At 67.5% G+C, this 17328-nt stretch carries 13 protein-coding genes and 1 pseudogene; 2 read left to right on the plus strand and 12 right to left on the minus strand.

What is annotated here, in order from left to right:
* Entirely contained in the window at positions 1–1659 is a 1659-nt protein-coding gene (locus tag MKW15_RS13015) for a DUF885 domain-containing protein (protein WP_374247082.1), read from the plus strand.
* A gap of 307 nt (positions 1660–1966) precedes the next feature.
* Here MKW15_RS13015 and hisS read toward each other — a convergent pair whose 3' ends face one another.
* Together hisS and MKW15_RS13025 are read right to left on the minus strand one after the other, a co-directional pair.
* Positions 1967–3235 carry a histidine--tRNA ligase gene (gene hisS, locus MKW15_RS13020; protein WP_240858574.1) on the minus strand — a complete coding sequence of 423 codons (1269 nt, stop codon included), beginning with the start codon at positions 3233–3235 and terminating at the stop codon, positions 1967–1969.
* Positions 3232–3984: an MBL fold metallo-hydrolase gene (locus tag MKW15_RS13025; protein ID WP_240858579.1), complete on the minus strand. Its 753-nt coding sequence runs from the start codon at positions 3982–3984 to the stop codon at positions 3232–3234. The genes hisS and MKW15_RS13025 overlap by 4 nt, the downstream gene beginning before the upstream one ends.
* A 276-nt stretch (positions 3985–4260) precedes the next feature.
* Between MKW15_RS13025 and MKW15_RS13030 the strand changes: the two genes are divergently transcribed.
* Complete coding sequence (locus MKW15_RS13030) at positions 4261–5247, plus strand: peptidylprolyl isomerase (RefSeq protein WP_240858682.1); 987 nt, start codon at positions 4261–4263, stop codon at positions 5245–5247.
* 21 nt (positions 5248–5268) lie between these two features.
* Here the strand turns inward: MKW15_RS13030 and MKW15_RS13035 are convergent, their stop codons facing one another.
* From MKW15_RS13035 to MKW15_RS13080, 10 genes and pseudogenes are all read right to left on the minus strand, one after another.
* Positions 5269–7644 carry a RelA/SpoT family protein gene (locus MKW15_RS13035; RefSeq protein WP_374247085.1) on the minus strand — a complete coding sequence of 792 codons (2376 nt, stop codon included), beginning with the start codon at positions 7642–7644 and terminating at the stop codon, positions 5269–5271.
* A gap of 333 nt (positions 7645–7977) precedes the next feature.
* Positions 7978–8553 (minus strand): adenine phosphoribosyltransferase, encoded by a 576-nt coding sequence (locus MKW15_RS13040; protein WP_240858589.1) that lies wholly within the window; start codon positions 8551–8553, stop codon positions 7978–7980.
* A 39-nt stretch (positions 8554–8592) separates the two neighbouring features.
* Positions 8593–10262: pseudogene (locus tag MKW15_RS13045) on the minus strand (ABC transporter substrate-binding protein).
* Between the two features lie 9 nt (positions 10263–10271).
* Complete coding sequence (gene secF, locus MKW15_RS13050; protein ID WP_240858595.1) at positions 10272–11501, minus strand: protein translocase subunit SecF; 1230 nt, start codon at positions 11499–11501, stop codon at positions 10272–10274.
* Positions 11498–13177, minus strand: a complete 1680-nt coding sequence (secD, locus tag MKW15_RS13055) for a protein translocase subunit SecD (RefSeq protein ID WP_240858603.1) — start codon at positions 13175–13177, stop codon at positions 11498–11500. The genes secF and secD overlap by 4 nt, the downstream gene beginning before the upstream one ends.
* Positions 13178–13374: 197 nt before the next feature.
* Positions 13375–13797, minus strand: coding sequence for a preprotein translocase subunit YajC (gene yajC, locus MKW15_RS13060; protein ID WP_240858611.1), 423 nt, complete (start codon positions 13795–13797; stop codon positions 13375–13377).
* 163 nt (positions 13798–13960) lie between these two features.
* The gene (gene ruvB, locus MKW15_RS13065; protein WP_240858615.1) at positions 13961–15061 is read right to left on the minus strand and encodes a Holliday junction branch migration DNA helicase RuvB; all 1101 of its coding nucleotides are present in this window, start codon (positions 15059–15061) and stop codon (positions 13961–13963) included.
* Complete coding sequence (ruvA, locus tag MKW15_RS13070) at positions 15062–15655, minus strand: Holliday junction branch migration protein RuvA (RefSeq protein WP_240858621.1); 594 nt, start codon at positions 15653–15655, stop codon at positions 15062–15064.
* Positions 15652–16221 (minus strand): crossover junction endodeoxyribonuclease RuvC, encoded by a 570-nt coding sequence (gene ruvC / locus MKW15_RS13075; protein ID WP_240858627.1) that lies wholly within the window; start codon positions 16219–16221, stop codon positions 15652–15654. Before ruvC ends, ruvA begins: the two co-directional genes overlap by 4 nt.
* Positions 16222–16417: 196 nt before the next feature.
* Complete coding sequence (locus tag MKW15_RS13080) at positions 16418–17044, minus strand: DUF5701 family protein (protein ID WP_240858629.1); 627 nt, start codon at positions 17042–17044, stop codon at positions 16418–16420.
* Between the last annotated feature and the right edge of the window lie 284 nt (positions 17045–17328).

Genomic DNA, 17328 nt, shown 5'->3' on the forward strand with positions numbered 1-17328 from the left:
ATCCCGGCTCCTGAGGATGCCAGACGCTCACCCACCGCGGTCGACGCCGTCGCCGAACGTCACCTGTACCGGCTGGCCACCCTGGATCCGCTGTTCGCCACCGAGGTCGGCATCGCCGAGCACGATCATCTACTCACCGATTTCTCTGCTGCCGCGCAGGCCGGCCGTCGGGCCGCGGCCGCCGACACCCTCGCAGCGCTGGGCGTGGCCCCGATCGCCGACCATGTCGACGCCGTGACCGTCGCCACGATGCGCGCGACCCTGACACGTGAGATCGCGCTGGCCGACGCCGGCGAGAGCACCGGGGTGTGCAATGTCATCGCGTCGCCGCTGCAGGCGATCCGCGACATCTTCGACCTCATGGCCACCGATACCGAGGAGCAACGCGAGGTGTTCGTCGAGCGCGTCGCAGGGATTCCGGCGTGCCTCGAATCCGTTGTCGACGGTCTCGAACACCGGCGCAGATTCGGGCCGCCGTTGGCCCGCAGACAGGTCGAACGAGTCGCCGAGCAGGCCGTCGGCGCCGCGCGGGCGATTGCCGCGAACACGTCGTCGATCGCTGCTGATCCGGCAATGTCGCATTCCCTTCGCCGCGCACTCGACGCAGCCGACGATGCGTTCCACCGGTTTGCCGACCATCTTCGATCCGACGTATTGCACGATGCCCAGGTCGCCGACGGCGTCGGCCGCGACCGGTACCTGCTCCATCTCCCGGTCTATCTCGGCGCCGACATCGACCCGGACGAGGCGTATCACTGGGCGTTCGACCGGCTCGACGCGATCGTCGCCGAACAACGCACCATCGCAGCGGATCTCGTGACGAGCGGCGAGGTCGCCGAGGCGCTCGAGCACCTGGACACCTTGCCGCAGTACCAGATCAACGATCGTCACGCCTTCGTCGCGTGGATGCAGGAGACGTCGGACGCCGCGGTGGCGGGCCTCGCCGGACGTCATGTGGAGATACCCGAACGACTCACTCGGCTCGAATGCCGTCTCGCCCCGTCGGCAACCGGGATCATCTACTACACCCAGCCGACGGCCGACCTGTCACGCCCGGGCCGCATGTGGTGGTCGGTGCCCCCGGGTCAGACGGTCTTCCACACGTGGCGCGAGAAGACGACCGTCTACCACGAGGGTGTGCCCGGCCATCACCTGCAACTGGGTTCGTCGATTGTCGATCCCGATCTGAATTCCTGGCGCAAACTCGCGTCCTTCACCTCGGGCCACGGCGAGGGATGGGCACTCTATGCCGAACGTCTGATGGCCGAACTCGGCTGGCTCGACGATCCGGGCGACCGCATGGGCATGCTCGACGGTCAGCGGTTCCGTGCCGCCCGGGTTGTGGTGGACATCGGCGTGCACTGCGGACTACCGGCTCCCGCGTCGCTCGGCGGCGGTGTCTGGGATGCCGAGAAGCCATGGGTGTTCCTCAACAACTCGGTGGCGATGGACGCCGCGGTGCTCCGGTTCGAACTCGACCGCTACCTCGGGTGGCCCGGCCAGGCCCCGTCCTACGCACTCGGACAGCGGGTGTGGGAACAGGCCCGGACCGACGCACTCGCCGCCCACCCCGACTGGACCCTCAAGGACTTCCACACTCGCGCACTGGCATTGGGCGGCGTGACCCTCGACGTCCTGTCGGCCGAGATGGCCCGCTGACGGCCGCCCCCGGCGTCGTTCCGCCGCTTCGCTCGCACCTCGGCCCCGATCCGTGGAAGGCAGAGCTGAGCCCGAAATTCCGCTGCCTGAGGTGCGACGAGCGCTGGCGAGGAGCCTCGAAGGCCTGGTGACCGTCGCTACTTGGTCACCGAATTGCCCTGTCTCACCAGCCCTTCGAGGCTCTCGACTAGCGCCTCGAGCACCTCAGGGAGCGGAGGTGGGCCGGTCTGCGTCGTTGCGGACATCCTTCGAGACGCTTCCACGGATCCAGGCGCAGGGAGCGGGAGAGGCAGACGCGTTAGCGCGGTCAACCGGCGAGCGCGCCGACCACCTCGTCGACGATTCGGTCGAGCGACACCCGACGCTGCTCCCCGTTGGTGAGGTCCTTGACCTCGACCACCCGTTCCTCCAGTTCACGGTCCCCGAGCACCAGCGCCAATCGCGCACCGGAACGGTCCGCGGCCTTCATCGCGCCCTTGAGCCCGCGGTCGCCGTAGGCCAGGTCGACGCTGACTCCGGCGGCACGCAGTTGTCCTGCGACGCCGACCAATTCGGCCTTGGCGGCCGCTCCGAGCGGCACACCGAAGACCGCGCATCGCGCGGCCTCGACACCGGCCACACCTTCGGCCTCCAAAGCCAGCATGGTCCGGTCGACACCGAGACCGAAGCCGATCCCGGACAGGTCCTGTTTGCCGCCGAGTTGCTTCATCAAACCGTCGTAACGTCCGCCGCCACCGATGCCGGACTGCGCACCGAGTCCATCGTGGACGAACTCGAAGGTGGTCTTCGTGTAGTAGTCGAGGCCGCGCACCAGACGAGGGTTGAGTTCGTAGGGCACCCCGAGACGGTCGAGGTGGGCCAATACGAGGTCGAAGTGGGCCCGCGCGTCGTCGGTGAGGTAGTCGATCAGCAGCGGCGCGTCGGCGGTCGCGGCCTTGATCTCGGGCCGTTTGTCGTCGAGGACCCGCAACGGGTTGATCTGTGCCCGCTGCCGGGTCGGTTCGTCGAGGTCGAGCCCGAAGAGGAACTGCTGCAATGCTTCTCGATAACGAGGCCGACTCTCGTCGTCCCCCAGCGAGGTGATCTCCAGGCGGAAGCCCGACAACCCGAGCCGCCGGTACCCTTCGTCGGCGATCGCGATCACCTCGGCGTCCAGCGCCGGATCGTCGACGCCGATCGCCTCGACGCCCACCTGCTGCAGTTGCCGGTAACGACCGGTCTGCGGCTTCTCGTAGCGGAAGAACGGGCCGGCGTAGCTGAGTTTCACCGGCAGTTGCCCGCGGTCGAGGCCGTGCTGGATCACCGCGCGCATCACGCCGGCGGTGCCCTCGGGGCGCAGCGTCACCGAACGGTCGCCGCGGTCGGCGAAGGTGTACATCTCCTTGCTCACCACATCGGTGGACTCGCCGACGCCGCGGGCGAACAACGCGGTGTCCTCGAACACCGGCAGTTCGATGTGGCCGTATCCGGCACGACGCGCCGCGTCGGTGAGGGTGTCGCGCACGCGCCGGAAATCCGCGGATGCCGGCGGGTAGTAGTCGGGAATGCCCCGAGGCGCCTGAAAGCCTCCGCTCACAGTCCGAATCGTCCCTTCTTGATTGCCGCCGACGACGACGGGTCGCCCTGCGGTGCGAGATCGACCAGGAACGGGTTGGTGGCCCGTTCCGCACCGATCGACGTCTGGGGTCCGTGCCCGGGCAACACCTGGGTGTCATCGGGCAACGGCAGCAGCTTCGTCGCGATCGACGTCAGCAACTGCTGATGATCTCCCCCGGGCAGGTCGGTGCGCCCGATGGACCCCGCAAACAAGACGTCACCGGCGAAGCACACCCCGATCACTTCCGGGGTGGAGTCGGGCGCCGCGTCCTGCGCCACGACCGGCACATCGAGACCCAACAGGACCGAACCCTGTGTGTGGCCGGGCGCGAGGTCGACGGTGAACCGCAGGCCGGCCAATTCGACGGGCTCGCCGTCGACGAATTCGATCACCTTCTCCGGTTCGCGAAAACGCAGTGCACCGACCATCGGAGCCAGGGCGCGTCCGAGACCCTTGCCGGGATCGGCGAGCATCGGCCGATCGGCCGGATGGATGTAGGCCGGGATCGAATACTCGTCACACAACTCCTGCGCATTCCAGGTGTGGTCGAGATGCCCGTGAGTGAGCAGGACCGCGACGGGCGTGAGATCGTTCTCGGCGAGCAACTCGCGCACCCGGGCGGCCGCATCCTGGCCGGGGTCGACGATCACCGCGTCACTCCCCGGACCTGACGCGACGATGTAGCAGTTCGTCTGGAACATCCCCGCGGGGAATCCGGTGATCAGCATGTCGACCATTGTGTCATTCGACCCGGTGCGCGAAGTTCACAGGCAGTGCTGGCAGACTGCATGGGGTGTCCGGCGCCACTGCCCGGTCACCGTCGCAGCGCATCAGGAGGGCGTTAGAGCGTGTCGAGCAACAAAGAGCCGAGCGATCCGACCGATCCCAAGGACAAACTGGACCCCGACAGCGACACCCCGGACAGCGTCACCGACGATGACGCCACCACGGTCGACGTCAGTAAGAAGGACGTCAGCAAGAAAGACGGCGGGGACACCGACGGCGTGGATGACAAGAAGGACACGGCGGACGCCGACACCGTCGTCGCGGCGAGTACCCGCACGACGACCAACACCGAGCGTCGCGAGGCGGCCAAGCGCAAGCTGAAGGCACGCCTCGACGCCGAACAGCGGGCACGCAAGAAGCGCAAGATCATCATCTCGTCGGTGTCTGCTGCAGTGGTGATCGCGATCGTCGGCACCGCGACCTACTTCATCGTCGACAAGATCCAGACCGACCGGTTCAACGCCGCTCACAAGGACTGCACCTACACCGACAAGCCGAACAACCTGCAGACCGTCCCGGTGCAGCCGCCGCCGCAGGTGCAGCCGAATCAGTACGAGCTGTACCGCAAGTTCGCGACCGAGACCAACGAGGCCGTCCGGCTGGGCCAGGCCAAGATCCGCACGGTGCCGAAACCCGATGACAAGCAACCCAATTCGGGTACGACGCAGGGCTCGTTCAACACCAATCAAGGCGCCATCCCGGTCACCTTCGACCACGCGTCGGCACCGTGCAACACCGGTGCGGTCATCTCGCTGATCGACGACAAGTTCTACGACGGCACCCCGTGTCACCGCATGACCACCGGCGCATCGCTGAAGGTGTTGCAGTGCGGCGATCCCACCGCCACCGGGCAGAGCGGCCCAGGATGGGCGAGCCCCGACGAACCGCCGACGAACCTGCAGCCCGCAGGGCCCCCGAGCCCGTACGGCGGTGCCGGACCGGTGATCTACCCGCGCGGCACGATCGCGATCGCGAACAGCAACAACAGCGGACAGGCGTCCAACACCGGCTCCAGCCAGTTCTTCCTGGTGATCCAGGACAGCCAGCTCGCCGCGGATTACTCCGTCGTCGGCAAGGTCGACGAGGCGGGGCTGGCGGTGCTCGACAAGATCTACGCGGGCGGCATCACCCCGGGTCCGGCCGGTCAGGCACAGGACGGGCGACCCAAGTTGCCGGTCGAGATCCAGACCGCCACAGTCGACTGACGCCGCCGTCACCTCGGCCGTTCAGGCGGCCGAGGTGACCCGGTAGACGTCGTAGACACCCTCGACGTTGCGCACGACGTTGAGCACGTGACCGAGATGCTTGGGGTCGCCCATCTCGAAGGTGAACTTGCTGATGGCCACGCGATCGCGGCTGGTCGTGACCGAGGCCGACAGTATGTTCACCCGTTCGTCGGCAAGCACCTTGGTGACGTCGGAGAGCAGGCGGTGGCGGTCGAGGGCCTCGACCTGGATGGCCACCAGGAACACCGACTCAGGTGACGGCGCCCACGCGACGTCGATGATGCGTTCGGCCTGCTGGCGCAGCGATTCCGCATTGGTGCAGTCGGTCCGGTGCACGCTGATCCCGCCGCCGCGGGTCACGAATCCGAGGATTTCGTCGCCGGGGACCGGCGTGCAGCACTTGGCGAGCTTGATGACGACGTTGTCGACACCTTCGACGACGACGCCCGCGTCACCGCCCTGCCGCGCGCGTGTCGGCATGGTCGACGGGGTGGACCGTTCGGCGATCTCCTCGGCCGCGTCGTCGATCCCGCCGAGTGCCGCGACCAGCCGGTTGACCACGTGCCGTGCCGACACGTGGTTCTCCCCGACCGCCGTGTACAACGCGGTGACGTCGTTGTAGCGCAGTTCCTTGGCGATTGCGGCCATCGATTCGGCGCTCATCAATCGCTGCAGCGGAAGGCCACCGCGGCGGACCTCTTTGGCGATCGCGTCCTTGCCGGTCTCCAGGGCCTCTTCGCGACGCTCCTTGGCGAACCACTGCCGGATCTTGGCCTTGGCGCGTGGTGACACCACAAACGACTGCCAGTCCTTGGACGGTCCGGCGTTGGGCGCCTTGGAGGTGAAGACCTCCACCACCTCACCGTTCTCCAGCTGCCGCTCGAGGGCGACCAGACGACCGTTGACGCGGGCACCGATACAGCGATGACCCACCTCGGTGTGCACCGCGTAGGCGAAGTCGACCGGCGTGGAACCGGCAGGCAGCGTGATGACGTCGCCCTTGGGGGTGAAGACGAAGATCTCCCGCACCGCGAGGTCGTAGCGGAGCGACTCCAGGAACTCGCCCGGGTCGGCCGCCTCCCGCTGCCAGTCGAGCAGTTGCCGCATCCAGGCCATGTCGTCGATCTCGGTGATGTCGGAACGACGCTTGCGGTCTTTGTAACCGCCCTCCTTGTAGCGCCAGTGCGCGGCGATACCGAACTCTGCGGTGCGGTGCATCTCCTCGGTCCGGATCTGCACCTCGAGAGGTTTTCCCTCGGGTCCGATCACCGTGGTGTGCAGCGACTGGTACACGCCGAACCGCGGTTGGGCGATGTAGTCCTTGAACCGGCCGGCCATCGGCTGCCACAGCGAATGCACGACGCCGACGGCCGCGTAGCAGTCGCGTACCTCTTCGCACAGAATCCGCATGCCGACCAGGTCGTGGATGTCGTCGAAGTCGCGGCCCTTGACGATCATCTTCTGGTAGATCGACCAGTAGTGCTTGGGGCGACCTTCCACCGTCGCGTTGATCCGTGCCCCCGACAACGCGTTGTTGATGTCGGCGCGCACCCGCGCGAGATAGGTGTCCCGGGACGGGGCGCGATCGGCCACCAGACGCACGATCTCCTCGTACCGCTTGGGATGCAGGATCGCGAAGGACAAGTCCTCGAGTTCCCATTTGACGGTTGCCATCCCCAGCCGATGCGCAAGCGGCGCAATGACTTCCAGCGTTTCACGCGCCTTGCGCGCCTGCTTCTCGGGCGGCAGGAACCGCATCGTGCGCATGTTGTGCAGTCGATCGGCCACCTTGATGACGAGCACCCGCGGATCCCGCGCCATCGCGATGATCATCTTGCGGATGGTCTCGGCCTCGGCGGCGCTGCCGAGTGCCACCTTGTCGAGTTTGGTGACGCCGTCGACGAGGTGGGCGACCTCGGGCCCGAAGTCCTTCTCGAGTGCGTCGAGCGTGTAGCCGGTGTCCTCCACGGTGTCGTGGAGCAACGCCGCCACCAATGTGGTGGTGTCCATCCCGAGGTCGGCCAGGATGGTGGCGACGGCGAGCGGATGGGTGATGTACGGGTCGCCGGACTTGCGGCGCTGACCGCTGTGGCGTTCATCTGCGACGTCGTAGGCGTGCTGCAGCAGCGCGACATCGGCCTTCGGGTAGATCTCGCGATGCAGCGTCACCAGCGGTTCGAGGACCGGTCTTACCTGGCTGCGGGTCGCCGTCATCCGGCGGGCGAGTCGAGCGCGGACCCGCCTCGACGCCGACGACGTCTGCGACGCCTGCGGTCGCGCAGGCGGCGTGTCGGCGGTGTCGGCGCCCGGGGCCGTTGCCGGTGGCGACACGGGTGCCACAGCCTGGTCTGGCCCTGTCTTGTCCGGCCCTGTCATGTCCGGGCCTGTCTTGTCGGACTCGGTGGTCGTCGCGTCGTTCGACCGTCGGCCGTCACCGCCAGGTGTGTCCAGGCCAGAGTGGGCGCCGAGCTCGGTGTCGGCGGGAGCACCGTTGCGGACGACTGTTCCGGAGTCCCGCGCGACGATGTCGGGTTCGTCGGTCATCGGCTGCTCCTCCCGCTGCGGTCGTTGTCGATCGGTCCAGTCTATTCGCCATGTCACACCGTTGGATCTCTGTACCCCTCAGCCCGACCATGTGCACCATGCACGTGGTCGGGCTTCCAGGTACAGATTTCCGACGGCCGGCGGGTCGGTCACGCACTCCGGGGATCAGTCGACCGCGACCGAATGCACCGGGAGGTCGGTCCCCAGCCCGCGCGCGATGGTGCCGCGGCCGTCGAGCCCGCCGAGTTCCATGATCACCGCGACCCCGACGACACGAGCCCCGGAACCGTTCAGCAACTCCGCGGCGGCGACGGCCGTTCCGCCGGTCGCCAGGACGTCGTCGACCAGGAGCACTCGTAGTCCGCTGATGTCGATGCCGTCCGCCGGGATCTCGAGGGTTGCCGTGCCGTACTCGAGGGTGTAGCTCACCGACTTCACCGGAGGGGGAAGTTTGCCGCCCTTGCGAACGGCGAGGACACCGACACCGAGCTCACGAGCGACAGCGCCGCCGAGCAGGAACCCGCGCGCATCGATACCCGCGACGAGGTCGATGTCACGGCAGCCGTGGGTCAACGCGGTGACGATCGACGACAAGCCGGCGGCGTCGGCGAGTACCGGTGTGAGGTCCTTGAACGCGATGCCCGGGCTCGGGAAGTCGGCCACCCGTCGGGCGTGACGATCGATGGCCGCACGCGCCCGGGTGAGCGCAGGCCCGGTCGTATCCGGAGATGACGTGCCCATCAACGAACCCCCGCGCATTGATCACTCATCATCGATCACTCACCGCAGAAACCACCGATCCATATTCCAGCCGGTACCCGAACGTCCGAGCCCGGCAACCACATTGCCCACCCGATCATTCCACCGGTACACGCGGGGAGCAGCGAACAGCGGGATCGACGGGAGGGCCGTCCACGCAGCGTTCTCGATCGCCCGGATCAGTGGCAGACGCTCGGTGACCGAGTCCGACACCGCGAGTTGGTCGACGGCCCGACTCACCTGCGGGTCACGGAAGTCGGACAGGTTGAGCGGGTCACCGCCCCGCGCAGGGCATAGGCGTCGCGTGTCGGATCTGCGGCTCCGGCCGCAGCCGACGTCGCTCCCGACGCGACGAGCAAAGCGTCCGCGGTTCGACCGAGTTCCGTCGGACCCATCTGGGGTGTCGACACATCCTCGACGGTGATGTTGGCTCGTGCACAGGAGTCGGCGATCACCCGAACCATCTGCTGCCACCGGGCCGTCGGGCCGAGATAGCCGATCCGCACCCGCACCGCCCCTGCGCCCTGCCGACGCTGCTCGAGAAGGTTGCGGGCGCGAGGAAGGTCGGGCCGCTGGTAGGCGCGGCCGAATTCGTTGTTTATCTGGCCGGCGAGATTGTCGGCGGGTGCGAGGATCCGCTGATTCCACATCCGTGCACCTGCCCCGAACTGTCGCGCCAACCCATCGCGCGGGACGCACGACGCGAATGCCCGACGGACACGCACGTCGGCGAAGACTCCGCGATCGGCCAGGACCAGTTGTTCCACGGCGAGCGCTCGAGCGGGATTCGTCGGACTCGACCCGGACACCTCCGCGTCGACCATGCCCGTGGTGATGTCGGCGATGTCGAATCGGCCGTCGGGGAGCCTCCGCGTGGCGTCCGTTCCGCGGCCCCACACGACGATGCGCCCGGCTTTGGGGCGATCCCCCCACCATTTCTCGTTGGGGACGAGCACCAACCCGTCGGTCCGCGAGTACCGGTCGACCCGGAAAGGTCCAGACGCAGGCAGGCGGGCCGCGTCGATCGGCCCTGGCACGAGCGGGAATCCGTTGTTCCACGCACCGGCGATCCGCCGGATGACGTCGTCGTTGCCCGCTCGGATGGGGTCGACGATGTCGGCGATGCCGGCGTCGCTCGCAACCACATGGGCGGGCATCATCGTGCCGGCACCGAACAGCGCCGCCCAGTCCTGGTACTCACGACCGGGCTTGAAGGTGACGGTCGCGGTCCGCTCCCCGGCCGCGCAGTCGACCGATTCGATGTCGCGATAACCCGCGGTGGTGGCGGGGGTGAAGCCGTCGAACCGCCCGCTCATCGCCGCCCACGCCAGCAGCAGGTCGTCACAGTCGAGAGCGACGCCGTCGGAGAACGCCGCCTCGGGGTCGAACTCGTAGCGCAGCGTCAGACGAGAGCCGGGTACGCGGGTCACCACGCCGACATCGCGGTCGGGCACCACCTGCCCCTGCGGGCCGAGCAGACTGAACCCGGGCAAGAGACGACCGGTCACCATGAGGGCGCCGTCGGAGTTGCCCGACACCGTGTTGGCGTTGTAGGTGATCACCCGCGCGTCGACGACGTAGTTGATGGACGGCGGCCCGTCGTCGCCACATGCCGAGACCAATCCGGCAAGGAGCGACAGGCCGAAAAGCACCGAAACCGCGCGCACCAACGACCTGGACCTCGTCACCACGAGCCGAGACTAGCGCGCGCGCCGGCGTTTTCCGGTGGGCCGCGCGTCGTCCGTGTCGCCCGCGCCCGATCTGGCCTTCGCGCCGGCCCGGCCCGGCGCACCCGAAACCTTGCTGGTGCTGACCCGACCAGCACGTCCGCTGCGCGGACGGAACTCCTCTGCAGGTTCCACCCCGGCACGACGGTCGAGCACCTTCTTGGTGTGCCGGGCGATCTCGGGGCGACGCTCCTTCAGCGTCACCAGCAGGGGCGCGGCGAGGAAGATCGACGAGTAGGCGCCGACGACCACGCCCACGAGCTGGATGAGGGCGAGGTCTTTCAGCGTGCCGACGCCGAGCAGCCACACCGCGATCACCATGAGCGCGATGATCGGCAGCACGGAGATGACGGTGGTGTTGATCGAACGCATCAGGGTCTGGTTGATCGCCAGGTTCGCCTGTTCGCCGTAGGTGCGACGCGTGGTCTGCAGCACCGACCGCGTGTTCTCGGACACCTTGTCGAACACGACGACGGTGTCGTACAGCGAGAAACCGAGAATCGTGAGCAGTCCGATCACGGTGGCGGGCGTGACCTCCCAGCCGACCAGCGAGTACACACCGGCGGTGCAGAGGATGTCGAAGAACAGCGACGCCATCGCCGCTATCGACATCTCTCGATCGAAGCGCACCGCGATGTAGACGAACACGATGACCAGGAACACCGCGAGCGCGATCAGCATCTTCTCGGTGATCTCGCGACCCCAGGTGGAACTCACGTCCGAGATGCTGATCTCCTCGGTGGTGAGTTCGGGCCCGAACTCCGCCACGAGAGCCTGATTGACGGCCTCGGCCTGCTGCAAGGACAGCGTCTCGGTCCGAACCTGCACCGTCTCGCTGCTCCCCGAACCCGCGGTCTGCACCGACTCCGGCGCACCCCCGAGGGTGTCGCCGACGATCTTCTCGACCAAGTCGGCATTGACCCCGGTCGACACCGGGATCGAGATCTGGGTACCACCCTCGAAGTCGATGCCCAGGCTGAACCCGCGCACACCGATGGACAGCGCACAGATCAGCAGGATGCCGGCGGTGATGCCGTACCACATGCGGCGTCGGCTGACGATCTCGAACGCACCGGTTCCGGTGTAGAGCCGGGACAGGAAGGAGCGGCGAGTGTCGGCGACGAAGTCGGCGTCACTGCCTGCCGCCGGCTCGATCACATCGGTCTTGCCGTCGCCCGCGGAACGGTCGGTGGGTTTGGTCATTTCGCCGATCCTTTCGCCGCGGTGGTCGTGTCCTGCCTGCCGTCACTGGTCTGATCCGTCGCACGGGTGGAGACCCGACGCTGGCGGGCGACCTCGGCCACCGCGCCCAGACCGTTCACGCTCGGCTTGGACAGGAAGCTGTTCCGCGAGGCCAGCACCACCAGCGGGTGGGTGACCAGGAACACGACCACCACGTCCAGGATCGTGGTCAGACCCAAGGTGAACGCGAAGCCACGGACCTCACCGACGGCAAGGATGTAGATCACCGCGGCTGCGATGAAGCTGACCGCGTTACCCGACCAGATGGTGCGTCGAGCACTCGCCCAACCCCGCGGGACCGCGGACCGGAAACTTCGGCCCTCGCGCATCTCGTCTTTTATTCGTTCGAAGTAGACGACGAACGAGTCCGCGGTCATACCGATACCGATGATCAGACCGGCGATGCCCGCGAGATCAAGGGTGAAGCCGATCCAACGCCCGAGCAGCACGATGATGCCGTAGACCATCAGCCCCGAGAGCACCAGCGACGCGAACGTGAGGATGCCGAGCATCCGGTAGTAGGCCAGCGCGTAGATGAGCACCGCCAGCAGACCGATGGCACCGGCCAGCAGGCCCGCCTTCAGCGACGACAAACCGAGTGTCGCAGAGACGGTTTCGGCGTTCGACGCGGTGAACGACAGCGGTAGCGAACCGTATTTCAGCACGTTCGCGAGGTCGCCTGCGGACGCCTCGGTGAACGGGTCGGCGGTGCCGCCGCTGATCCGGGTCGACCCGCCGGGGATGGCGTCCTGGATCACCGGTGCCGAGACGACGCGGGTGTCGAGGGTGAACGCGGTCGCCGTGCCCCGATGGGTTGCGGTGTACTGCGGCCAGAACTTGGCGGCGTCGCCCTTGAACTCGAGGGTGACGATCCACTCACCGGTTTGCGGGTCGGTCGACGCGCTCGCTTCCTTGATGTCGCGGCCGTCGATGATCTCCGGACCCAGCAGATAGACCTGGGTGCCGTCCTGGGAGCACGCCACCAGGTACTGGTCGGGCAGATCGTTACCCATCAGCGGGTCCGACGTCGTCTTCGAGCAGTCCATCTTGGCCATCTGCGCCTGGAGCGCGGCGATGGTCTTCTGGTCGGCGTTGCTAGGGGCCTGGCGGAGCTTGCGCTGCTCGGCGATCGCGGCCTGCACCTGCTGAGATTGCGGTGTGTTCGCCGGGTTCTGGTTCTGATCGTCGGGCTTGCGCGGCTGCGGCGTGGCCGGCACCGGTTGACCGACGACGGGCCGGACGTAGAGGCGCGCGGTCTGCCCCAGCGACTTGGCCTGCGAGCCGTCCTTGCCGGGGACGGTGATGATCAGGTTGTCACCGTTGATGACAACCTCTGATCCGGACACGCCCAGGCCGTTGACGCGCTGCTCGATGATCTGCTTTGCCCGATCGAGCTGTTCGCGGTTGGGTTGTTGACCGTTCTCGGTGCGAGCGGTCAGCGTGACGCGGGTGCCGCCCTGCAGGTCGATACCCAGCTTGGGTTCCAGGGTTTTGGCACCGGTGAAGAAGATGAGGCCGTACACGACGGCCAGCAATCCGAGGAAGACGACAAGCGGCTGCCACGGCGGGATCTCACGGCTGGGTCCCGACCGCTTCGCCCGCCGTGAACCTGTCGCTGCGCGGCGAGTTGTTGTCACTGCTCTTCGAGTCTCCTTTGACTGCACGGCCAACCGGCCGGGTGGACAGTCGCTAACGTATCCGGGGGCCAACTTATCGGGGGGCCGACGTACCGGGGGCCAACCGTACCGGCCCATACCACCGCGGGTTATATCCGACCTCGCAGTGGTGTCCGTGTCGTGCTGTTTGTCAGGTGAGCCGGGGATGGCTCGCCGGGCTACTTGTCGCCGTCGCGCTTCTGATCGGCGGTGTCCGGGGCGGCGTCGGCGTCGTCGACGTTCTTCTCGAGGTCGATGCCCTCGGCCTCGAAGTCGTCTGCGTCAAAGTCGTCTGGATCGGCCTCGGGCTCGATGTAACCCGCGTAGGTCGCCGCGGCCTCATCGGTCGGGACGACGCGCATGATCGCGAGCCGGTTCCAGCGCGTCACCACGCCGGTCGCGATCTCGACGTCCACGGTGTCCGAGGAGGTCGCGTCGATCACGGTGCCGAACAGACCGGAGGTCAGCTGGACACGGGTGCCGGTGGCAACGGCGCTCTGCATCTCCTGCATCTCGGACATGCGCTTCTTCTGCTTGCGCATGGTCATGAACATGAAGACCGCCAGCATGGCCAGCAGCAAGGGGAAGAGCAGAGACTCCATGGTGAAACGTCAGTCCTTTGTCGGTGTGGTGGCCGACGGGCGTACCCGGCGGTCTTGTTGCGTCGACCTCGGTGGACTGCGCCCACAACACGGACGCGCTGGTCGACGGCGCTCCTCCCAGTGTGCCATGCCGCCCGGGATGCCCGATCTCGCAGGTCACCGATCAGAGGTCGTCGAAGAGGGTGCCGTTCCCCAGATCACGTGGACGAACCCCGAATGTCGCGTTGAGGGCGCCCGCAGGCGGGGTCAGCCCGAGATGGTGCCAGGCAGCGGCGGTGGCCACTCGACCGCGAGGTGTACGCGCGACCATGCCCGCACGGACCAGGAACGGCTCGCACACTTCCTCCACCGTCGCCGGTTCCTCGCCGACGGCGACCGCCAGCGTCGACACCCCCACCGGACCGCCGCCGAATGCCCTGATCAACGCATTGAGAACGGCGCGGTCGAGGCGGTCGAAGCCCAGTTCGTCGACGTCGTACACGGCAAGGGCGGCGCGTGCGATGTCGACGGTGATCGTGCCGTCGCCACGCACCTCCGCGTAGTCGCGGACCCGGCGCAACAGCCGGTTGGCGATGCGCGGGGTGCCGCGGGACCGGCTTGCGATCTCCGACGCGGCGTCGTCGCGCAACACGATCCCGAGAATCCCCGCCGACCGGCGCAGCACGAGGACCAGTTCGGATGTGTCGTAGAACTCCATGTGTGCGGTGAAGCCGAATCGGTCGCGCAGCGGGCCGGTCAGCGATCCGGAGCGGGTGGTCGCGCCGACCAGGGTGAAGGGCGCGACGTCGAGCGGGATCGAGGTGGCACCCGGCCCCTTGCCGACCACGACGTCGACCCGGAAGTCCTCCATGGCGAGGTACAGCATCTCCTCGGCGGGTCGTGCGATGCGGTGAATCTCGTCGATGAACAGCACGTCGCCCTCGACCAGGTTGGACAGCATCGCGGCCAGGTCACCGGCCCGCTCGAGGGCGGGGCCGGAGGTGACGCGGATGGCTGCCCCCATCTCGGCGGCGATGATCATCGCGAGAGAGGTCTTGCCCAGACCGGGTGGTCCGGACAGCAGGATGTGGTCGGGCGTGCCGCCGCGGCCCTTCGCTCCGTGCAGAACGAGTTCGAGTTGCTCACAGACCCTCGGCTGCCCGATGAAGTCGGCCAGCGAGCGGGGCCGCAGTCCGGCGTCGAGATCGCCGTCGGACCGCACGGGCAGTGCGCTGACCTCCCGCTCCTGCTCCTCGGACGAATACCCGCCGTCTCGATCCGTCATCTACGACGCCTTCCCGAGCATCGCCAACGATCGGCGAAGCGCTGTGGATGCGTCGGCGTCGGGGGTGTCGGCGAGCACCGCGGCGACCGCCTTCTCCGCAGGCCCCGCGGTGAAACCGAGTCCCACAAGGGCGTCTGCGACCTGCTCTCGAATCCCACCGACCACTGCGACCGCCGCCGTGTTGTCGCCGGTTGGGCGGTCCACCTTGTCGCGCAACTCGACGACGAGGCGTTCGGCCACCCGTTTGCCGATCCCCGGCACCGAGGTCAGCGCCTTGGTGTCGGACTCGGCGAGCGCACGACGCAGCGACTCGGGTTCCAGAACGGCCAGGGTGGCCATCGCCAGCCGCGGTCCGACGCCGGTCACGGTCTGCAGCAGCGCGAAGAGCGCTCGTGCGTCGGGTTCGGTGAAGCCGTACAGGGTCATCGAGTCCTCTCGCACGATCATCGATGTGAGCAGCGTCGACTCGTCGCCGCGATGCAGCCTCGACAGCGTCGCCGGCGTGGCCAGCACCCGGTAACCCACACCGCCGCAATCGATCACGGCGTGGTCGAGGGCAATCTCGAGGACCGGACCCCGAACTGATGCGATCATGCGTCCCTTCCTGCGCGCGCGGCCGCCACGCGTCGGCGGTGCCGTGCGGCAACCTCGTCGGCCTGCCGTTGTGCGGCCGCCATACGTTCCATCATCGGTCCGCGCCAGCAGTGACAGATCGCCAGCGCGAGTGCGTCGGCGGCGTCGGCCGGGCGCGGTTTGGTCTGCATTCCGAGAATCCGCGTCACCATCGCCGTCACCTGCGCCTTGTCGGCCCGGCCACTCCCGGTCACCGCGGCCTTGACCTCCGACGGTGTGTGAAACCGGACTGGCACGTCCCGTTGCCCGGCGGCCAGCGCGATCACTCCACCCGCCTGAGCGGTGCCCATCGCGGTGGACACCTGATTCTGCGCGAAGACCCGTTCGATCGCGACCACGTCGGGCTGATGGACATCGAGCCAATGGCACGCCGCGGTGTACACGGCGAGCAGCCGATCGGCCAGGTCCATGTCACCGGGCGTGCGGACCACGTCGACGTCGAGTGCCGTCACCGCGCGGCCACGCCCCGATTCGACCAAGGCGATGCCGCACCGGGTCAGTCCCGGATCGACCCCCATGACACGCACACAACCTCCCGGAATACTGCCGAACAGTTGTTCGAGATTCTAGCGGCGGCGACGGACATTTCCGCGGACCAACACGGCGTCGGTCCCCTCCCGCGAGCCTCGTAGCCCCGTTCGGTCGTCATCAGGTGGTCATCGATAGCGGCGAGCGCGATCCGTGTGACGTTGAGTCCGGAATCCGGACACAACTTCATACGGATCAACCCACCGCTAGTCGTGCGGTACCCGACGCGAATCCGAGCCAGGTGTGCCGGTTGCCCGCCCAACACCAGCCCACTTTCGGGGCGTCGCGCCGCTGGGTCCCGTCGCGCCCGGTGCCTCCGGAGATCCAGATGCCCGGCGTTCGTGCATCGAGTTTCCCGTTCGGCTTGACGCGCCGCGAACCGATCGTCATGAAGCAGTGGTTGGGTTCGAGCAGTTCGGGCTGCTGCAGCAACCAGCAGATCCCCTCGCTCAAGGTCAGCGGGGTGCGCCCAACCCGCTCGAATTCGACGATGGCCTCGTTGGGCGAGGCGTTTCGGAGGTGATCGCCGCGGTCGAGATCGGTCACCAGGTAGAGCGCTGTGTCCGGCAACTCGACGGGAGCAACCGGTGCGAACAGGTCCACGTCGGTCATGTCCTCGACCACGAAACCGGGCTTGTCGGCGCGGCGCAAGAACCCGGACAGGACCGACGCCGGCACCACATCGGGACTCAGCGCGAGCAGCGAGCCCGGTGGAGTCGGGCCCGCCAGGGTCAACTCCGCAGGCATGCCCGGAACACCGAGGTCGGCGAGGCGGCGAAACTGTGTCTGCAGATCAGGGAGCGTCGTCGTCGCGATGGTCATGCGGGGCCTCCTCGGTTGGGTGCCACGCAGTAACGGTCGAGCGGCGTCGTTGGTTCCCGTCGCCCCTCACCCGACGCCCTCCCCTCAACCGTCACAGAGACCTCGCTTCTGGTCAGAAACCGTCGCCAGTTCCGAAGGTCTCTGACCAGAAATGAGGTGCCTGTCGCAGTACACGTCCTCGGACCTCGGGGTCCGGCGCGGGTGCGAGCCCCGAAGCCCAGGCGAGACGACACCGTCGTCTCACCAGCAGTACTCCTCGGATCAGCGGCCCACCCCGCCGACGG

Source organism: Gordonia gummivorans, from assembly GCF_022513585.1.
GTDB lineage: Bacteria > Actinomycetota > Actinomycetes > Mycobacteriales > Mycobacteriaceae > Gordonia.